Consider the following 17746-nt stretch of genomic DNA (forward strand, 5'->3'; position numbering starts at 1 on the left):
AGCTTGTCAGATGACGGGGGGCCGGCCCAGTCGAGTCAGCCGCCACACCGTGCGCCACCTCATGGGACGGCGAGGTCCGCACGGACTCGTCCAGCCTTCCCCGAATCCGCCGAACCAGGCCCGCAGAGCCGCCATCGAGGGCCGGCGCAGCAGCGTCAGGAGCATCCAGACGCCGAGGTAGACCGGGACGAGCGGCGCCGGAAGGTTGCGGCGCGCGAGCCAGACCCGGTTGCGGGCCACCATGCGGTGGTAGACCGCGTGCCGCGAGGGGGCGGTCGTCGGGTGGTACAGCACCATGTCGGACCGGTAGTCGATCATCCAGCCGGCGTCGAGGGCCCGCCAGGCCAGGTCGGTCTCCTCGTGCGCGTAGAAGAACGCGTCCGGGAGCCCGCCGACCTCGGCCAGGACCTTCGTACGGACCGCGTTGGCGCCGCCGAGGAACGTGGTGACGCGCGAGGAGCGCATCGGGTCGGCGGCGCGCAGCCTCGGGACGTGGCGGCGCTGGGTCTCGCCCGTCTCGGGGTCCGCGATACGGAAGCTGATGATGCCGAGTTCCGGGTCGTCGGCGAAGGCCCGGCGGCACAGCTCGGCCGTGTCGTGGCGGGCCAGCAGCCCGTCGTCGTCCAGGAACAGCAGGACGTCCACGTCGGTGCCGCCCGGGCCGAAGGCCTCGATGCCGACGTTGCGGCCACCGGGGATGCCGAGGTTCTCGGGCAGTTCGACCGTGCGGACGCCCGCGGGGACGTCCGGGACGGGTGAGCCGTTGCCGACCACGACCACCTCGACGCGGTCGCCGTCCTGCTTGGCGACGGAGTCGAGGAGGGCCCGCAGTTCGTCGGGGCGGTTGCCCATGGTGATGATCACCGCGCCGACCTTCGTGGCCGTACTCACTTGAGCCTGCTCGAAGCGAGGATGGACACCAGGTGCAGCACGGTCTGCACCAGCGCGATGCCGGCGAGCACCGCGGTGCCGAGCCGGGTGTAGAACAGGTCGCCCCTGATCTGGTCCGCGACGGCGAGGACCAGGATCAGCAGGGACGCCTCGATACCGAGGATCAGCCGGTGGAACTTGAGTGCCGCGGCGGCCCGGCGGGCCAGCGCCACGCCCGACGAGCGGGGCTCGGACGCCGACTCCTTGACCGGTGGCAGCCCGCTCTGGTGGCGGGCGACCCCGACGAGATCCGTCTCGGCCTTGACCAGGATCGCGCCGAGCGCGGCCAGCGTGCCGAGGAAGGCCCACAGCCAGTCGACGCGGCCGCTGCCCCACAGGTCGGCGGCGCGCAGACCGAGCCCGACCAGGACGGCCGCGTCGGTCAGATAGGCGCCGACCCGGTCGAGATAGACCCCGCCGAGCGAGTACTGCTTCTTCCAGCGCGCGATCTCGCCGTCGACGCAGTCGAGCAGCAGATAGAGCTGGACCATCACCACGCCGAGCACGGCGCCCGCGATCCCCGGCACCAGCAGGGCCGGGGCCGCGAGCACGCCGCACAGGGTCATCAGGTACGTGAGCTGGTTGGGCGTGATCCTGGTGTTCACCAGGTACCGGTCGCAGCGCAGCGAGATCTCTCGCATGTACAGGCGTCCCGCCCAGTGCTCACCGCTGCGCCGGTCCTTCACCCCTGGGGGGTGAACGACGGGGCGGAGTTCAGCTACCGATGGCCTTGGCATAGTCGGAGTAGATGTCCTTGATCTGGTGGGTTTTCAGGTCGAGATGTTCGAGGATCGTGTAGCGGCCGGGCCGGGTCTGCGGAGCGAACTCCACCACCTGCACGAACTCGTCCACGGTGAAGCCGATCTCCTCGGGCAGTACCGGCAGTCCGTGCCGGCGCAGCACCTCGGCCATGAACGCCGCCTCCTCGTGGGCCCCGCGCATATACATCGCGAAGGCCGCGCCCAGGCCGCACTGCTCGCCGTGGCTCGCCGCGCGCTGGGGGAAGAGGAGGTCGAAGGCGTGGTTGATCTCGTGGCAGGAGCCGGAGGCCGGACGTGAGTCGCCCGAGATCGACATCGCGATGCCGGTGAGGACGAGCGCCTCCGCGAGCACCTGGAGGAAGTCGTTGTCACCGATCCCGCCGGGGTGCCGCAGTACGGCCTCACCGGCCTGGCGGGCCATCGCGGCGGCCAGACCGTCGATCTTCTCGCCCTTGACCCGGTTCGCCAGCTCCCAGTCGGCGATCGCGTTGATGTTCGAGACCGCGTCGCCGATGCCCGCCCGGACGAACCGGACCGGCGCCTCACGGATCACGTCGAGGTCGATGAGCACGGCGATCGGGTTCGGTACGCCGTACGAGCCGCGGCCCGCGTCGTTGTCCAGGGTGGCGACCGGCGAGCACAGACCGTCGTGGGCGAGGTTCGTGGGCACCGCGACCAGCGGCAGCCCGACCCGCGCCGCGGCGAACTTCGCGCAGTCGATGATCTTGCCGCCGCCCAGGCCCACGACCGCGTCGTAGTGCCCGGACTTCATGGCGTCGGCCAGCCGGATGGCGTCGTCGAGCGTGCCACCGCCGACCTCGTACCAGTCGGCTCCCGGCAGTGCCGGGGCGATCCGGTCGCGCAGCCGCGCGCCCGAGCCGTTGCTGACCGCGATGGCCAGCTTGCCCGAGTGGGAGATGCGCTCGTCGCTGAGCACGCTCGCGAGGTCGTCCAGGGCTCCCGGACGGATGTCGACGACGACCGGCGAGGGGATGAGCCTCGTCAGTACTGGCACGCGATCTCACGTCCCTTGGCGAGGTCGTCGTGGTTGTCGATCTCGACCCACTTGACGTCGCCGATCGGGGCGACGTCGATCTTGAAGCCGCGGTTGACGAGCTCCTGGTAGCCGTGCTCGTAGAACTGCTGCGGGTCCGTCTCCCAGACCGTCTTCAGGGCGTCGGCCAGCTCGTCGGCGGCGGCGCCCTCGATGAGGGTCACACCGATGTACTCACCGGTGGCCTCGGACGGCTCCATGAGCTTGGTGATCTTCTGGACGCCCTTCTCGGGGTCCACGACGACCTTCATCTCCTCGTCGGCGAGCTTCTTCACCGTGTCGAGGGCGAGGATGATCTTCTTGCCCTCGCCGCGGGCCGCGAGCAGCGTCCGCTCGACGGAGACCGGGTGCACGGTGTCGCCGTTGGCGAGGATCACACCGTCCTTGAGGGCGTCACGTCCGCACCACAGGGAGTAGGCGTTGTTCCACTCCTCGGCCTTGTCGTTGTCGATGAGGGTGATCTTGAGGCCGTACTTCTCCTCGAGGGCGGCCTTGCGGTCGTAGACGGCTTCCTTGCGGTAGCCGACGATGATGCCGACCTCGGTCAGGCCGATCTCGGCGAAGTTGCCGAGGGTCAGGTCCAGGACCGTGATCGAGTCCTCCATGCCCGCGGGGCCCACCGGCACAAGGGCCTTGGGGAGGCTGTCGGTGTAGGGACGCAGACGCCGTCCGGCGCCGGCAGCCAGCACGAGGCCGATCATGCGGGTTCTCCTTCATCGTGTACGGCGGGTGCCCCGGAGGACACCCAGAAGCGGATGCTCTCGACGAGCACCAGCAGCGCCACGGTCACGGCAAGCACCGTGAGCGCGACCTTGAACTGTGTGGCGGCGAGCAGCGCGGCCAGGACGGTGACGAGCAGCGTCCTGCCTTCGTGCCCACCGATCGCCCGCACCAGCCAGTGCGGGGGGGCTCCGGCGTTTCCGCGAATGCGGTACACCGTGTCGTAGTGATGGTAGGCGACGGCGGCCACCAGGCCGAAAGCAGCCGGAAGCGCCCCGTTCACGTCCGCGTCGACCGCCAGTACCAGAACGGTGAGGTACTCGGCCGCGCGGAAGAGCGGCGGGACGAGCCAGTCGAGGGCTCCCTTGAGGGGCTGGGACAGGGCCAGGCCCGAGGTGACGGCGTAGGCGACGGCACCGCCGACGATCAGCCAGGAGTCGCCCGAGGCGAGGGTGTTGCCGAGGACCAGGACACCGATCACCGCGTACACCAGCGGCGAACCGGCGTAGAACCGCGTGTTGGGGCTGCGCCACCTGGCCGCGTATTCGGCGAGCGGACCGTTGTCCGCGAGGTCGGCCAGGGCCTGGGCGGCGCGGTCGGTGCGGCTCGCCTTGCGGGTGAGCGAGCGCAGCACCCGGCCGGCCGTCGTGTACGTGGCCGCGAAGGCGCAGCCGACCAGCAGCGCGTAGAAGGTGATGCGTGGGGTCGTCAGCGCCGTGAGGACGGCGATCATCGCCCATCGTTCGCCGATGGGCAGGACTATCATCCGCCGCACCCAGACCGTCCAGCCGACGCTGTCGAGCTTGTCGGAGAGGGCCGCGGTGGGGCTGGTGTTGGCGGTGGCGTCGTGGTTCGCCTCGTTGAAGGAGAAGTCCACGACGTGCCGACAGGTCTGAAGGATCATCGCGCCGAGCGCGAGCGCCCACACGTCGTCGCCGCCGCGGGCCGCGCCGAGCGCGAGGCCCGCGTAGTACGCGTACTCCTTGGCACGGTCGAAGGTCGCGTCGAGCCAGGCCCCGAGCGTCGAGTACTGGAGGGAGTAGCGGGCGAGCTGTCCGTCCGTGCAGTCCAGGACGAAGGAGAACAGCAGCAGCAGCCCGGCGGCGACGTAGCCGGGGCGGGTGCCGGTGGCGGCGCAGCCCGCGGCGATCAGCGCGGTGATCAGCGACGCGGTGGTGACCTGGTTCGGGGTCAGGCCGCGGCGGGCGCACCAGCGGGCGATGTAGCGCGAGTAAGGGCTGATGCAGTACGTGGTGAAGAAGCCGTCGCGGGCCTTGACGGCGCTCCGCAGTCGCACGGCCTCGTCGTCCACGGCCAGGACGGCCTGCCGGACCTCGTTGCGCTCCTGCGGGTCGGCGGGGACGGCGGCGACGAGGGTGCCGAGTTCCGGGCGGTACACGGAGAGGTCGTCCGCGTCGAGCGCCTCGCCGAGGCGTTCGGCCAGGTTCTCCGGCTCGACGGCCGTGCTGCCCGCGGCCACGCTCTCGCGGGTCATGGCGCGGGTCAGTGCCCGCCGGGCCTCGGGCTGCACGGATACGGCGCCGGGCAGCGCGGAGGCCGCGAAGCGGGGGTCGGTGAGGCCGAGGCGCAGGGCGTGCTGATGCCCGACGAAGCGGGCGTCGACCACGGCGACGCGCTCGTTGGCCGGAACGGCGGCGAGCAGTGTCCCGGCCTCGCCCGCGTCGGCGGCCGTGAGGACTTCGAAGCCGAGCGACCGCAGATCGCCTTCGAGCGACGATCCGGGGACCGGCTGGCCGGTGAGGATGGCGGTCGGCAGCGAACTCACTCCCTGAGTGCCGGCGCGGTCTGGCGCCCGGCGTGTGCGTGATGGGATGGGCCCCGGTCCACGGCGGCGGCCCCGGCGGCATGTCGGCAGAGGCTATCGGATGAAGAGAAGCGGGCGTTCACCACCCGTTCACGGCCCGATCAGCGGGTTTTGTCCCGCGGGAGCCGCGGTCATCATCAGGGATCTCGGGCCCGGGCCACAAACGCGGGTCCACGGAACGGCACATTCCCGGCATGGCGTACGGCGGCCCTCGCACCCCCGGAAGCGGGACACGGCGGACGCGGTGGCGGAGCCGCATAGGGTGGGCGTCCATGACATGGCTGATCACAGGCGGAGCCGGATACATCGGGGCACATGTGGCGCGCGCGATGGCGGAGGCCGGGGAGCGCGTCGTCGCCCTCGACGACCTCTCGTCCGGGGTGCCGAACCGGCTTCCGGAAGGCATTCCGCTCGTCCAGGGGTCGTCGCTGGACGCGGATCTGCTCAAGCGGGTGCTGGCGGAGCACGCGGTGACGGGGGTCGTGCACCTCGCCGCGCGCAAGCAGGTCGGCGAGTCGGTGGCCCAGCCGACGCGCTACTACCAGGAGAACGTGGGCGGCCTCGCGACGCTCCTGGAGGCGGTCGCCGGTGCGGGCGTCGAACGCTTCGTGTTCTCCTCGTCCGCGGCCGTCTACGGCAATCCCGATGTGGACCTCATCACGGAGGACACCCCCTGCGCCCCGATGAGCCCCTACGGCGAGACGAAGCTCGCCGGCGAGTGGCTGGTACGGGCGGCGGGCCGGGCTCACGGCATCTCCACCGTGTGCCTGCGCTACTTCAACGTGGCGGGCGCTGCCTCACCGGAGCTCGCCGACACGGGGGTCTTCAACATCATCCCGATGGTGTTCGACCGCCTCACCCGCGGTGAGGCCCCGCGGATCTTCGGCGACGACTACCCGACGCCGGACGGTACCTGCGTGCGCGACTACATCCATGTCGCCGACCTCGCCGAGGCACACCTCGCGGCGGCCAGGCGGCCGGCGGGCGGCGATCTCACGGTGAACATCGGCCGCGGCGAGGGCGTCTCCGTACGGGAGCTCCTGACGCTCATCGCCGAGGTCACCGGGGACCCGCTGCGGCCGGTCGTCGAGGCGCGCCGCCCCGGCGACGCCCCGCGCGCGGTCGCCTCGGCCGCGCTGGCCGCCGGAGAACTGGGCTGGGACGCACGGCGCGGGGTGCGCGAGATGGTGGAGTCGGCCTGGCGCGGCTGGCGGCTGCACCACCCGGAGATCACGGTCACCTGACCGGGGCCGGGCGGGTGCTCTGACCTGCTGATCGTTTCCGCAGGTCAGAGCATATGACAACGGTGTTCAGTGCCGCGTTGCCCGATACCCCCCACCCGTAGTTGACTGTCAGGACCGAGCACAACACGGGAGGCGGCTTTCATGGGGGCTGGGCACGACCACGGGCACGCGCACGGCGCGCCCCCGACCGGTACGGCGACAGCCGCGTACCGGGGGAGGCTGCGTGTCGCGCTGGCCATCACGCTCACCGTCATGGTCGTCGAGATCTTCGGCGGTGTCCTCGCCGACTCGCTCGCGCTCGTCGCGGACGCGGCGCACATGGCGACGGACGCGCTGGGTCTCGGCATGGCCCTGCTCGCGATCCACTTCGCGGCACGCCCGCCCAGCGAGAAGCGCACCTTCGGCTACGCGCGGGCCGAGATCCTCGCCGCGCTCGCCAACTGTCTGCTGCTGCTCGTGGTCGGCGGCTATGTGCTCGTCGAGGCGATCCAGCGTTTCGTGACGCCCGCGGACACCCGGGGCGGACTGACGATCGCGTTCGGTGTGTTCGGTCTGGTCGCCAACACGATCTCGCTGACGCTGCTGATGCGCGGGCAGAAGGACAGCCTGAACGTGCGCGGCGCCTTCCTGGAGGTGGCGGCGGACGCGCTGGGCTCGCTGGCGGTCATCGTCGCCGCGGTGGTGATCATGACCACCGGCTGGCAGGCGGCGGACCCGATCGCCTCGATCGCCATCGCGCTGATGATCGTCCCGCGCACCTGGAAGCTGCTTCAGGAGACGCTGGACGTGCTCCTGGAGGCGGCGCCCAAGGGGGTCGACATGGCGGACGTACGCGCTCACATCCTGGCCCTCGACGGAGTCGAGGACATCCACGACCTGCACGCCTGGACCATCACGTCCGGGATGCCCGTGCTCTCCGCGCACGTGGTCGTCAGCTCCGACGTACTGAACGCGATCGGACACGAGAAGGTCCTGCACGAACTCCAGGGCTGCCTGGGCGTCCACTTCGACGTGGAGCACTGCACGTTCCAGCTGGAGCCGAGCGGACACGCGGAACACGAGGCGAAGCTCTGCCACTGACCCTCCCGGACGCTCCCGGGCCATCCCCGCGATCACGGTGCCGCGGGTGGGCGTCCGGCCCGTATCCGTGGCGCCGTCCGAACACCTGATGGCCCCTGTCCAGCACGATTCCGTGCCGTCGGCGCCGGGAACGATCAGGTATCCGGCCGGTTCCGGCGTGTGACCGACCCCGGCCGCGCATCCCGCCCGGGGCTTTCCGCGGCGGGACATGCGGGAGCCGCGAAGTGCCGGGAGTGCCGGTTTCGTACGGCAGACTTGGGGCTTGAAGACCGATGCGAAGGATGGGTATGCCGATCACACCTGCCACCGCGACGCACAGTTCGTCGAACGGCACCGTTGAAGCGATCTTGCTGGAACTGGTCGACGAGGACGGCAACACGATCGGTACGGCGGAGAAGCTCGCGGCCCACCAGGCCCCGGGACAGCTGCACAGAGCGTTCTCGGTGTTCCTCTTCGACGAACAGGGCCGGCTGCTGCTGCAGCAGCGCGCCCTCGGCAAGTACCACTCCCCCGGCGTCTGGTCGAACACCTGCTGCGGCCACCCCTACCCGGGCGAGGCGCCCTTCGCGGCGGCGGCCCGGCGGACGTACGAGGAGCTCGGGGTGTCGCCCACCCTGCTCGCCGAGGCGGGCACGGTCCGCTACAACCATCCGGACCCGGACTCGGGCCTGGTGGAGCAGGAGTACAACCACCTCTTCGTCGGCATGGTGCAGTCGGCGCCGAGGCCGGACCCGGAGGAGGTCGGCTCGACGGCCTTCGTGAGCGCCGCCGAGCTGGCGGAGCGGCACGCCGCTGACCCCTTCTCGGCGTGGTTCATGACGGTGCTGGACGCGGCCCGTCCGGCGATCCGGGAGCTGACGGGCCCGTCCGCGGGCTGGTAGCCGGTCTCCTACACACCCGGCGCGAGCGGCAGGGCGGCCCAGATCACCTTGCCGCCGCCCGTGGTGTGCTCGACGTCGCACACTCCGCCGAACTCCTTGGTCACCTCGCGCACCAGCAGCAGGCCCCGGCCCCCGGTCTGCCCGTGGTCGGCCTCCAGGGCGGTCGGACGGTAGGGGTGGTTGTCCTCGACGGACACCCGCACCCACTCGGCGCCGACCGCGACCTCGACCGCGAGCATCGGCGACAGAAGTGCCGCGTGCCTGACCGCGTTCGTGACCAGTTCGGAGACGATCAACAGCAGTCCCTGAACGACATCGTCCGAGACCGGCACCCCCTGGCGGACCAGCAGATCACGGACGGCGTGCCGCGCCTGCGGCACCGAGGCGTCGACGGCGGCGGCGGTGAACCGCCACACCCCCTCGTACGGCAGCGGTCCCGGCGATCTGACGCCGGGAGCCGCGCCTCCACCTTCGGGGCTGGGGTCGGACCCCCGCCCGAGGTTGTCCATCGTCCGGTCGCCACCCTTGCGCTCGATTGTCACCACACGTCGAGTGTTGGTAATGCGCTGGTCCGTACCGAATGACTGAACAGAAGTCAGCAATTATCGGTGTTTTCTGATCACGCGTGCATGATGCGGTCGATTCAATGACAACCCTTGCCCTTTCTGTGCCGATTTCCGAAACTATTCGGGTTGTACGGGTTTGCCCCTTCAGCGACCCGGTTCCCTCCCGGCGGCTCCGGCGCCCGCCGGACGGCGCCGGACCATGATCACAACGGGCCGGAGGGTGCCGATAGCATCCGGCCCATGGAGCCGCAGCTTTTGCACCACGTCGACGCCGGGGTCGCCACCGTCGTCATCCATCACCCCGCCAAGCGGAACGCCATGACGACGCCGATGTGGCGAGCGCTGCCGCCCCTGCTGGACGAGCTGAGCGTCCGCGCCGACGTCCACGCGCTGGTGCTCACCGGTGAGGGCGGGACGTTCTGCGCCGGTGCCGACATCTCGGCCCTCAAGGACTCACCCGCCGAGGCCCAGGGTCTCGCCGTGCTCGCCGAGGAGTCCCTCGCCGCGTTCCCGAAGCCGACGCTGGCCTCGATCCGCGGCTACTGCGTGGGGGGCGGGTCCCAGCTCGCGGCCGCCTGCGATCTGAGGTTCGCACAGGAGGGGGCACTGTTCGGCGTGACTCCGGCGAAGCTCGGCATCGTCTATCCGGCCTCCTCCACCCGGAGGCTGGCGGCACTGGTGGGTCCGTCCGCCGCCAAGTACCTGCTCTTCTCAGGCGAGTTGATCGACACCGGGCGCGCACTGCGCACCGGGCTGGTGGACGAGGTGCTGCCCGAGGGCGAACTCGACAAGCGCGTCGCGGAGTTCACCCGCGTCCTGGCCACGCGCTCGCTGCTCACACAAGCCGCGGCGAAGGAGTTCGCGAACGGGCGCACCGACCGCGACGCGTACTGGACGGAGCAGGCGCGCGCCGGCGGCGACACCGCGGAGGGGGTCACCGCCTTCCTGGAGCGCAGACAGCCTCGGTTCACCTGGACTCCCTGAGGGGCCACCGGCCCTTCGGGACCAGCCCTTCCGGTCGTCTCGGGCCTCCCTGTTCCCGGCATACCAACCAGTCGGTAATGTGGAGGGCATGACTCCTCCCCTGCCGGAGCGCGCCGGGCGGCGCTGCCACAACGTGCTCAACCCGCTGCACTCGACGCACTACTTCTCACCCGATCTGGGGCGTGAGCTGGCCGCGGTCGGCGTCGGGAACGAGCGCACCGCGTACTTCGCGGTGCGGGCCGCCGCGATGGGCGCCGTCGGCGCCGGCACGGTGACGGCGACTTTCTTCAACTTCCGGCACGATCTGGTGGCCGAGCACGTGCCCGCGGTGTGGCGGACGGCCTCCCCGGAGACGGTGCTCGCGGCACGCGCGCGTGCCGTGGACGCGACACTCAGGCGGCTGCTCGGCGAGGACGTCATCGCCTCCGCGGAGGTCGCCGAGGCCGCGGAGCTCGCCCTGCGCGCGACCGAGGCCTGCGGCTCGACCGCCCGCCCCCTGTACGCCGCGCACGCGGACCTCCCGGTCCCCGACGAGCCGCACCTGGCGCTCTGGCACGCGGCCACCCTGCTGCGCGAGCACCGCGGCGACGGTCACCTGGCGGCGCTGCTCGACGCGGAGCTCGACCCGGTGGAGGCCCTGGTGAGCCACACCGCGACCGGCAAGGGCATGGCCCCCCGGTGGGTGCTGGGCACGCGCGGCTGGTCCCGGCAGGACTGGGAGGCGGCGTCCGGGCGGCTGCGGGAGCGCGGGCTGCTCGACGCGGACGGCGAGCTGACGCCGGCCGGTGCGGCCCTGCGCCAGGACATCGAGGCCCGGACGGACCGCCTCGACCGCGCCCCCTACGAGCACCTGGGCGCCGCCGGGGTGGAGCGGCTCACCGAGATCGCGAAGAGCCTGCTGATGACGGCGTTCGCCGCCGGCGCGTTCCCGGAGGGGATGACCGGCAAGGGCTGAGGGGGCCGAGCCGCTCCCGGCGCCGCGCGCCGGGAGCGCGAACCGCTCCGGCCCGCGGCGCGCGACCCCGCCGAGTGCCGCCCTGAGCCCCCGTTGTCGGTGTCACCTGCCACAATTGCCGCGCAACCTCAGTGGAGAAGGCGGTACGGGATCGTGACGACACCCCTCGTAGGGTCCATCGAAGGCAGGATCGCCGAGGAACTCGGCGTACGGGAACGGCAGGTCAAGGCCGCCGTCGACTTGCTCGACGGCGGTTCGACGGTGCCCTTCATCGCCCGCTACCGCAAGGAAGCGACCGAGATGCTCGACGATGCGCAACTGCGCACCCTCGAGGAGCGGCTGCGCTATCTGCGGGAACTGGAGGACCGGCGGGCCGCGATCCTCGACTCGGTGCGCGAGCAGGGCAAGCTCAGCGCCGAGGTCGAGGCACAGATCAGAGCCGCCGGGACGAAGGCGCGCCTCGAGGACATCTATCTGCCGTTCAAGCCCAAGCGGCGCACGAAGGCGCAGATCGCGCGCGAGGCGGGTCTTGAGCCGCTGGCCGAGGGGCTGCTCGGCGACCCGTCGGTGGACCCGCTCGCCGCCGCGGCGGCCTTCGTGGACGCCGACAAGGGCGTCGCCGACCCGCAGGCCGCCCTGGACGGCGCCCGGTCGATCCTCACCGAGCGCTTCTCCGAGGACGCCGACCTGATCGGCGAGCTGCGCGAGCGGATGTGGGTGCGTGGACGGCTCGCCGCCAAGGTCCGCGAGGGCAAGGAGGAGGCGGGCGCCAAGTTCGCCGACTACTTCGACTTCGCCGAGCCCTTCAAGGCGCTGCCCTCGCACCGGACCCTCGCCATGCTGCGCGGCGAGAAGGAGGACGTCCTCGACCTCGTCCTGGAGCCCGAGGAGCCCACCGAGGGGCCTTCGTCGTACGAGGGGATCGTCGCCCACCGCTTCGGGATCACCGACCGCGGCCGGCCCGGTGACAAGTGGCTCACCGACACCGCCCGCTGGGCCTGGCGCACCCGCATCCTCGTGCACCTGGGCATCGACATGCGCCTGAGGCTGCGCACCGCCGCCGAGGACGAGGCGGTGGACGTCTTCGCGGCGAACCTGCGGGACCTGCTGCTCGCCGCCCCCGCGGGCACCCGCGCGACACTGGGCCTGGACCCCGGTTTCCGTACGGGCGTGAAGGTGGCCGTCGTCGACGCGACCGGCAAGGTCGTCGCCACCGACGTCATCCACCCGCACGTCCCGGCCAACCGCTGGGACGAGGCCGTCGCCAAGCTCGCCCGGCTCTCCAAGGAGCACGCGGTCGACCTGATCGCGATCGGCAACGGCACGGCCTCGCGCGAGACCGACAAGCTCGCCGGTGACCTCATCACCAGGCACCCGGAGCTGAACCTCACCAAGGTGATGGTGTCGGAGGCGGGCGCCTCGGTGTACTCGGCGTCCGCGTTCGCCTCCCAGGAGCTGCCCGACATGGACGTGTCGCTGCGCGGCGCCGTCTCCATCGCGCGCCGCCTCCAGGACCCGCTGGCCGAACTGGTGAAGATCGACCCGAAGTCCATCGGGGTCGGGCAGTACCAGCACGACCTGTCCGAGGTGAAGCTGTCGCGTTCGCTGGACGCGGTGGTCGAGGACTGTGTGAACGGCGTGGGCGTGGACGTGAACACCGCCTCCGCCCCGCTGCTGGCCCGGGTCTCCGGCATCACGTCCGGCCTCGCGGAGAACATCGTGGCGCACCGCGACGCCAACGGTCCCTTCACCTCGCGTACGGCCCTCAAGGGCGTGGCCCGGCTGGGCCCCAAGGCGTACGAGCAGTGTGCGGGCTTCCTGCGGATCCGGGGCGGCAGCGACCCGCTGGACGCGTCCAGCGTGCACCCCGAGGCCTACCCGGTGGTACGGCGGATGGTGAAGTCGGCGGGCAGCGAGGTCGCGTCGCTGATCGGCAACACGGGTGTGCTGCGCTCGCTGAAGGCGGCCGACTTCGTCGACGAGACCTTCGGTCTGCCGACCGTCACGGACATCATCAGGGAGCTGGAGAAGCCGGGACGCGACCCGCGGCCCGCCTTCAAGACGGCCACCTTCAAGGACGGCGTCGAGAAGATCTCCGACGTGGCGGCCGGGATGGTCCTGGAGGGGGTCGTCACGAACGTGGCCGCGTTCGGCGCCTTCGTGGACATCGGCGTCCACCAGGACGGGCTCGTCCATGTCTCCGCGATGTCCAAGACGTTCGTCAAGGACCCCCGGGACGTCGTGAAGTCCGGCGACATCGTCAAGGTGAAGGTGCTGGACATCGACATCCCGCGCAAGCGGATCTCGCTGACGCTCCGGCTGGACGACGAGGCGGCGGCCCCGGACGCCGAGGGCGGCGGCCGTCCCCAGCGGGGCGGGCGGCCGCCCCAGCAGCGCGGCCAGCAGCGGCAGGGCCGCGGCGGCGGTGCGGGAGGCGGCACGGGCGGTGGCGCCGGTGGCGGCTCCCGTCAGGCTCCGCCGCCGGCGAACAGCGCCATGGCGGACGCCCTGCGGCGCGCGGGCCTGACCGACCCCAAGCGGGGCCGGGGCTGACGCATGGAGGGGGCCGGCCGCCGTATCGGCGGCCGGCCCCCTCCGCGGTCCGGCTCAGCGTGCTCCGACCGGACTCAGTGCTCGGTCACCTTGCCGTCCGCCACTTCCAGGCGGCGGGTGGTGCGGACCGCGTCCAGCATGCGGCGGTCGTGGGTGACCAGCAGGAGCGTGCCCTCGTAGGAGTCCAGGGCCGATTCAAGCTGCTCGATGGCCTGGAGGTCGAGGTGGTTGGTCGGCTCGTCGAGGACCAGCAGGTTGACGCCGCGGCCCTGGAGGAGAGCCAGGGCCGAGCGGGTGCGCTCCCCCGGGGAGAGGGTGGCCGCCGGACGCAGGACGTGGTCCGCCTTCAGGCCGAACTTGGCCAGCAGCGTGCGGACCTCGGCGGGTTCCGTGTCCGGGACGGCCGCGCCGAACGCGTCCAGCAGTGACTCGGAGCCGTGGAAGAGCTTGCGGGCCTGGTCGACCTCGCCGACGACCACACCGGAGCCGAGCGTGGCGTGGCCCGCTGACAGCGGGACCCGGCCGAGCAGCGCGCCCAGCAGGGTCGACTTGCCGGCGCCGTTCGCGCCGGTGACGGCCACCCGGTCCGCCCAGTCGATCTGGAGGGTCGCCGGACCGAAGGCGAAGCCCCCGCGGCGCACCTCCGCCTCCCGGAGCGTGGCGACCACGGCGCCCGATCGCGGGGCCGCCGCGATCTCCATGCGCAGTTCCCACTCCTTGCGCGGCTCCTCGACGACGTCCAGCCGCTCGATCATGCGCTGCGTCTGCCGGGCCTTCGCGGCCTGCTTCTCGCTGGCCTCGCTGCGGAACTTGCGGCCGATCTTGTCGTTGTCGTTGTTCGCCTTGCGCCGGGCGTTCTTGACGCCCTTGTCCATCCAGCCCCGCTGCATCTGGGCCCGGCCTTCGAGCGCGGACCGCTTGTCGGCGTACTCGTCGAAGTCGTCGCGGGCGTGCCGGCGGGTGGTCTCGCGCTCTTCGAGATAGGCCTCGTAGCCGCCGCCGTACAGCGTGATCTGCTGCTGCACCAGGTCGAGTTCGAGGACCTTGGTGACCGTGCGGGTGAGGAACTCGCGGTCGTGGCTGACGACGACGGTCCCGGCTCGCAGACCGGAGACGAAGCGCTCCAGGCGCTCCAGGCCGTCCAGGTCGAGGTCGTTGGTCGGCTCGTCGAGCAGGAAGACGTCGTAGCGGGAGAGGAGGAGGGAGGCGAGTCCGGCGCGGGCCGCCTGGCCGCCGGACAGGGACGTCATCAACTGGTCGAGTCCGACGCCGAGCCCCAGGGAGTCGGCGACCTCCTCGGCCCGTTCGTCGAGGTCGGCGCCGCCGAGGTCGAGCCAGCGCTCCAGGCTGGTGGCGTACGCGTCGTCCGCGCCCGGCGCTCCGTCGACGAGCGCCTGGGTCGCCTCGTCCATCACCCGCTGGGCCTCGTCGACGCCCGTGCGGCGCGCGAGGAAGTCCCGTACGGTCTCGCCCTCCCGGCGCTCCGGCTCCTGAGGCAGGTGCCCGACGGTCGCGGAGGGCGGGGAGAGCCGCAGCTCGCCCGCCTCCGGGGCGAGGAGACCGGCGAGCAGCCGCAGCAGCGTGGACTTGCCCGCGCCGTTGGCGCCGACGAGCCCGATCACGTCGCCGGGCGCGACGACGAGGTCGAGCCCGGCGAAGAGGGCGCGGTCGCCGTGTCCGGCGGTGAGATTCTTGGCGACGAGAGTGGCAGTCATCAGGGGGCCGATTTTAACGGGCCCCGGCACCACCCCGCGCCGCCGCTCTCCGGGCCCCTTGAAGGCCCCGGTCACCGGGCCCCCGCCGCCTCGCCCCTCGATCCGCCACCGGAATCGCCGCCGCCCCGACCACTCGGCACGGCGCGGCCTCCGTCACCGGGTCCGCCGGTTCTCGGCGCCGCCGGGCCCATCGCTTCCCCGGTGGCCGGGCCGGCCGGGCCTCGACCCGGCCCGCGGCTCGCGGGACCGCCAGGTTCCTGACCCGGCCGGCGACTCACGGTCGCCGGGACCGCCGGGGACCGACGCCCCGGGGCACTCGGCCTGCCGCCTCGGGCGGCCAGGGGCGGCGGGCCGAGTGTCCCGGGCCGCCCGAGGCGGCGGCCCCGCGGCTCGCTCGACCGCGCGGCCGTCGCTCAGTGCGGCATCGCCGCCACCAGGACGCCTCCGGACGTGCGGGCCACGATGAACGACTCCCCCTTCACCGCCCTGGTCTCCAGCGGGATCCGGTGGTGGCCGGGTTCCAGGACTCCGTCGAACACGTCGTGCGCGCGGGTGCGCGAGAGGCGGTCCAGGCGGTACGCGGTCAGCCGGACCCGGCAGGTGGAGGTGACCTCGACCCCGGCCTCGTCCGTGGCGGCGACCAGGCGGGTGAGCCGGCGCAGTTCCCGCGGGCTGCGGTCCAGGGCGTGCTCGATCTGGGCGACCAGCAGCGGGACGATCGGGGCGAGACCGACGACCTGGGCGACGTCGACGCCTGCGCCGCGGAACGACTCCCGTACGGCGGCCCGTTCCGCCTCGGGGGCGCCCCGGCCGAACACCACGGCGCCGTAGGCGCGCAGTTCGTCCGCCGGGACCCCCGTGGTGTCGCGGGCGATGTCGGCGCCGATACCGACGGCGCGCAGGGCGGCGGCCGGCTTCGCGAGCAGCGCGCCCCGGGCGCCGATCAGCAGAACCCGGCGGCGGGCTCCCGCGCCCCGGTCGAGCAGGGAGCTCAGCGCGCTGCGGTACACGGCGCCGTGGAAGCGGAACGGCCCGGTGCCGTGATAGCCGTTGCGTTCCAGGTCGGCCCGGTCGCCGGTCTGCCAGGCGAAGTCACGCCAGACGTAGTCGTCGCCGTCCCGCTCGATGAGCGCGGTGACGGCACCGCACTCGATGTTCTCGCACTCGGGACACCCGTAGATGACGTACCTGCCTCCCGCGAGCGGGGCGTCGGCCTCCAGGAGGAGACCGCGCACCTGCGCGGTGAAGATCGCGGGCGGTACGTCGGAGGCGAGCGGGGAGACGGCGTCGAGATCGGAGAGCTGGAACAGCAGCGGGCGTCCGTCGACGATGAAGTCGACGAAGTCCCGGTGCGCTTGGTAGTCACCGTTGGCGAGGACTCCACCGGCACGCATCGCCGGTGCCAGGCCGAACGTGGCGTACTCGGCAGACATGCTGTGAGTATCCCCGGACGGAGAGTGATGTGACCACGGCGGATCGCATTCCGCTACCGTCCCGGCATGGAGAAGCCCTGGAGCGGCGACGTGATCGTGGTCGGCAGCGGGGTCGTCGGTCTGACGACGGCCGTGGTGCTGGCCGAGGCCGGCCGGCGCGTCCGGGTGTGGGCGCGGGAGCCCGCCGAGCTGACCACCTCGGCGGTCGCGGGGGCGCTGTGGTGGCCGTACCGCATCGAGCCGAAGGCGCTCGCCCGTGAGTGGGCGCTCGAATCCCTGTCCGTGTACGAGGAGTTGGCGGCGCGACCGGAGGAGAGTGGCGTACGCCTGGTCGAGGGGGTCATGGGCGAGACGCGACTGGACGAACTGGGCTCCTGGGCGGCCCGGGTCCCCGGACTGCGGGCGGCGTCGGCCGAGGACTATCCGGGGACCGCGTTGCGGGCGCGGCTGCCGTTGATCGACATGCCCGTGCATCTGCGTCTCCTGCGGGACCGGTTCCTGCGGGCCGGCGGGACGGTCGAGGAGCGGACGGTGACGGACCTCGCGGAGGCGAGGGCCCCGGTCGTCGTCAACTGCGCGGGCCTCGGCGCCCGCGACCTCGTCCCGGATCCGGCCGTACGGCCCGTACGCGGACAGCTCGTGATCGTCGAGAATCCCGGGATCGACGAATGGCTCGTCTCGACTGACCCGGCGGCCGGGACGACGACGTACGTCTTCCCGCAGCCGGGCCGGTTGATCCTCGGCGGCACCACCGACGAGGACGACTGGTCGCGGGTCCCCGATCCGAAGGTGGCGGAGGAGATCGTCGGGCGGTGCGCGGCACTGCGTCCCGGGGTCGCCGGTGCACGGGTGCTCGGCCACCGGGTGGGGCTGCGGCCGGTGCGTGACACGGTCCGGCTGGAGCGCGAGGTCCTGCCGGACGGCCGGGTGCTGGTGCACAACTACGGTCACGGTGGTGCCGGAGTCACGGTGGCGTGGGGTTGCGCGCGGGAGGCGGCCGGCCTCGTCGGCCCGGCCGCCTCCCGCTGATCTCCTTCTGGACTCC

Annotated in this window: 15 protein-coding genes; 7 read left to right on the forward strand and 8 right to left on the reverse strand. The window is 72.1% G+C overall.

Going from position 1 to position 17746, the window contains the following annotated elements:
- Positions 1-6: 6 nt before the first annotated feature.
- From OHT01_RS07145 to OHT01_RS07165, 5 genes are read right to left on the reverse strand one after another with little or no spacing between them, the layout of a single operon-like run.
- Positions 7-891: a glycosyltransferase family 2 protein gene (locus tag OHT01_RS07145; protein ID WP_328552279.1), complete on the reverse strand. Its 885-nt coding sequence runs from the start codon at positions 889-891 to the stop codon at positions 7-9.
- The gene (locus OHT01_RS07150; protein WP_328552280.1) at positions 888-1667 is read right to left on the reverse strand and encodes a CDP-alcohol phosphatidyltransferase family protein; all 780 of its coding nucleotides are present in this window, start codon (positions 1665-1667) and stop codon (positions 888-890) included. Before OHT01_RS07150 ends, OHT01_RS07145 begins: the two co-directional genes overlap by 4 nt.
- Positions 1645-2706: an iron-containing alcohol dehydrogenase family protein gene (locus tag OHT01_RS07155; RefSeq protein WP_328552281.1), complete on the reverse strand. Its 1062-nt coding sequence runs from the start codon at positions 2704-2706 to the stop codon at positions 1645-1647. The genes OHT01_RS07150 and OHT01_RS07155 overlap by 23 nt, the downstream gene beginning before the upstream one ends.
- Complete coding sequence (locus OHT01_RS07160; RefSeq protein WP_328552282.1) at positions 2694-3446, reverse strand: phosphocholine cytidylyltransferase family protein; 753 nt, start codon at positions 3444-3446, stop codon at positions 2694-2696. The genes OHT01_RS07155 and OHT01_RS07160 overlap by 13 nt, the downstream gene beginning before the upstream one ends.
- A complete protein-coding gene (locus tag OHT01_RS07165; protein WP_328558043.1) occupies positions 3443-5242 on the reverse strand; it encodes a DUF5941 domain-containing protein in 1800 nt (599 codons plus the stop codon). Before OHT01_RS07165 ends, OHT01_RS07160 begins: the two co-directional genes overlap by 4 nt.
- 320 nt (positions 5243-5562) lie before the next feature.
- Here OHT01_RS07165 and galE point away from each other — a divergent pair, with 320 nt between their 5' ends.
- The 3 genes from galE (at position 5563) to idi (ending at position 8495) form a co-directional block, all read left to right on the forward strand.
- Positions 5563-6534, forward strand: coding sequence for a UDP-glucose 4-epimerase GalE (gene galE, locus OHT01_RS07170; RefSeq protein ID WP_328552283.1), 972 nt, complete (start codon positions 5563-5565; stop codon positions 6532-6534).
- 141 nt (positions 6535-6675) lie between these two features.
- Complete coding sequence (locus tag OHT01_RS07175) at positions 6676-7614, forward strand: cation diffusion facilitator family transporter (protein ID WP_328552284.1); 939 nt, start codon at positions 6676-6678, stop codon at positions 7612-7614.
- A gap of 287 nt (positions 7615-7901) precedes the next feature.
- Positions 7902-8495: an isopentenyl-diphosphate Delta-isomerase gene (gene idi / locus OHT01_RS07180; RefSeq protein ID WP_328552285.1), complete on the forward strand. Its 594-nt coding sequence runs from the start codon at positions 7902-7904 to the stop codon at positions 8493-8495.
- Between the two features lie 8 nt (positions 8496-8503).
- Here the strand turns inward: idi and OHT01_RS07185 are convergent, their stop codons facing one another.
- Positions 8504-9004, reverse strand: a complete 501-nt coding sequence (locus OHT01_RS07185; RefSeq protein WP_328558044.1) for an ATP-binding protein — start codon at positions 9002-9004, stop codon at positions 8504-8506.
- Between the two features lie 297 nt (positions 9005-9301).
- Between OHT01_RS07185 and OHT01_RS07190 the strand changes: the two genes are divergently transcribed.
- The 3 genes from OHT01_RS07190 to OHT01_RS07200 all read left to right on the forward strand — a co-directional run bounded on the left by OHT01_RS07190 (position 9302) and on the right by OHT01_RS07200 (position 13553).
- A complete protein-coding gene (locus OHT01_RS07190) occupies positions 9302-10045 on the forward strand; it encodes an enoyl-CoA hydratase/isomerase family protein (protein WP_328552286.1) in 744 nt (247 codons plus the stop codon).
- 88 nt (positions 10046-10133) lie between these two features.
- Entirely contained in the window at positions 10134-11000 is an 867-nt protein-coding gene (locus tag OHT01_RS07195; RefSeq protein WP_328552287.1) for an SCO6745 family protein, read from the forward strand.
- A 153-nt stretch (positions 11001-11153) separates the two neighbouring features.
- Positions 11154-13553 (forward strand): Tex family protein, encoded by a 2400-nt coding sequence (locus OHT01_RS07200; RefSeq protein WP_328552288.1) that lies wholly within the window; start codon positions 11154-11156, stop codon positions 13551-13553.
- A 74-nt stretch (positions 13554-13627) separates the two neighbouring features.
- On the opposite strand, the gene OHT01_RS07205 is transcribed toward OHT01_RS07200, so the two are convergent.
- On the reverse strand, positions 13628-15268 hold the full coding sequence (locus tag OHT01_RS07205; RefSeq protein ID WP_328552289.1) for an ABC-F family ATP-binding cassette domain-containing protein: 1641 nt from the start codon (positions 15266-15268) through the stop codon (positions 13628-13630).
- A gap of 413 nt (positions 15269-15681) precedes the next feature.
- Positions 15682-16701 carry an oxidoreductase gene (locus OHT01_RS07210; RefSeq protein ID WP_328552290.1) on the reverse strand — a complete coding sequence of 340 codons (1020 nt, stop codon included), beginning with the start codon at positions 16699-16701 and terminating at the stop codon, positions 15682-15684.
- A 66-nt stretch (positions 16702-16767) separates the two neighbouring features.
- Between OHT01_RS07210 and OHT01_RS07215 the strand changes: the two genes are divergently transcribed.
- A complete protein-coding gene (locus OHT01_RS07215) occupies positions 16768-17730 on the forward strand; it encodes an FAD-dependent oxidoreductase (protein ID WP_328552291.1) in 963 nt (320 codons plus the stop codon).
- Positions 17731-17746 lie beyond the last annotated feature (16 nt).

Origin of the sequence: Streptomyces sp. NBC_00358 (assembly GCF_036099295.1) — a bacterium.
Classification (GTDB): Bacteria; Actinomycetota; Actinomycetes; order Streptomycetales; family Streptomycetaceae; genus Streptomyces.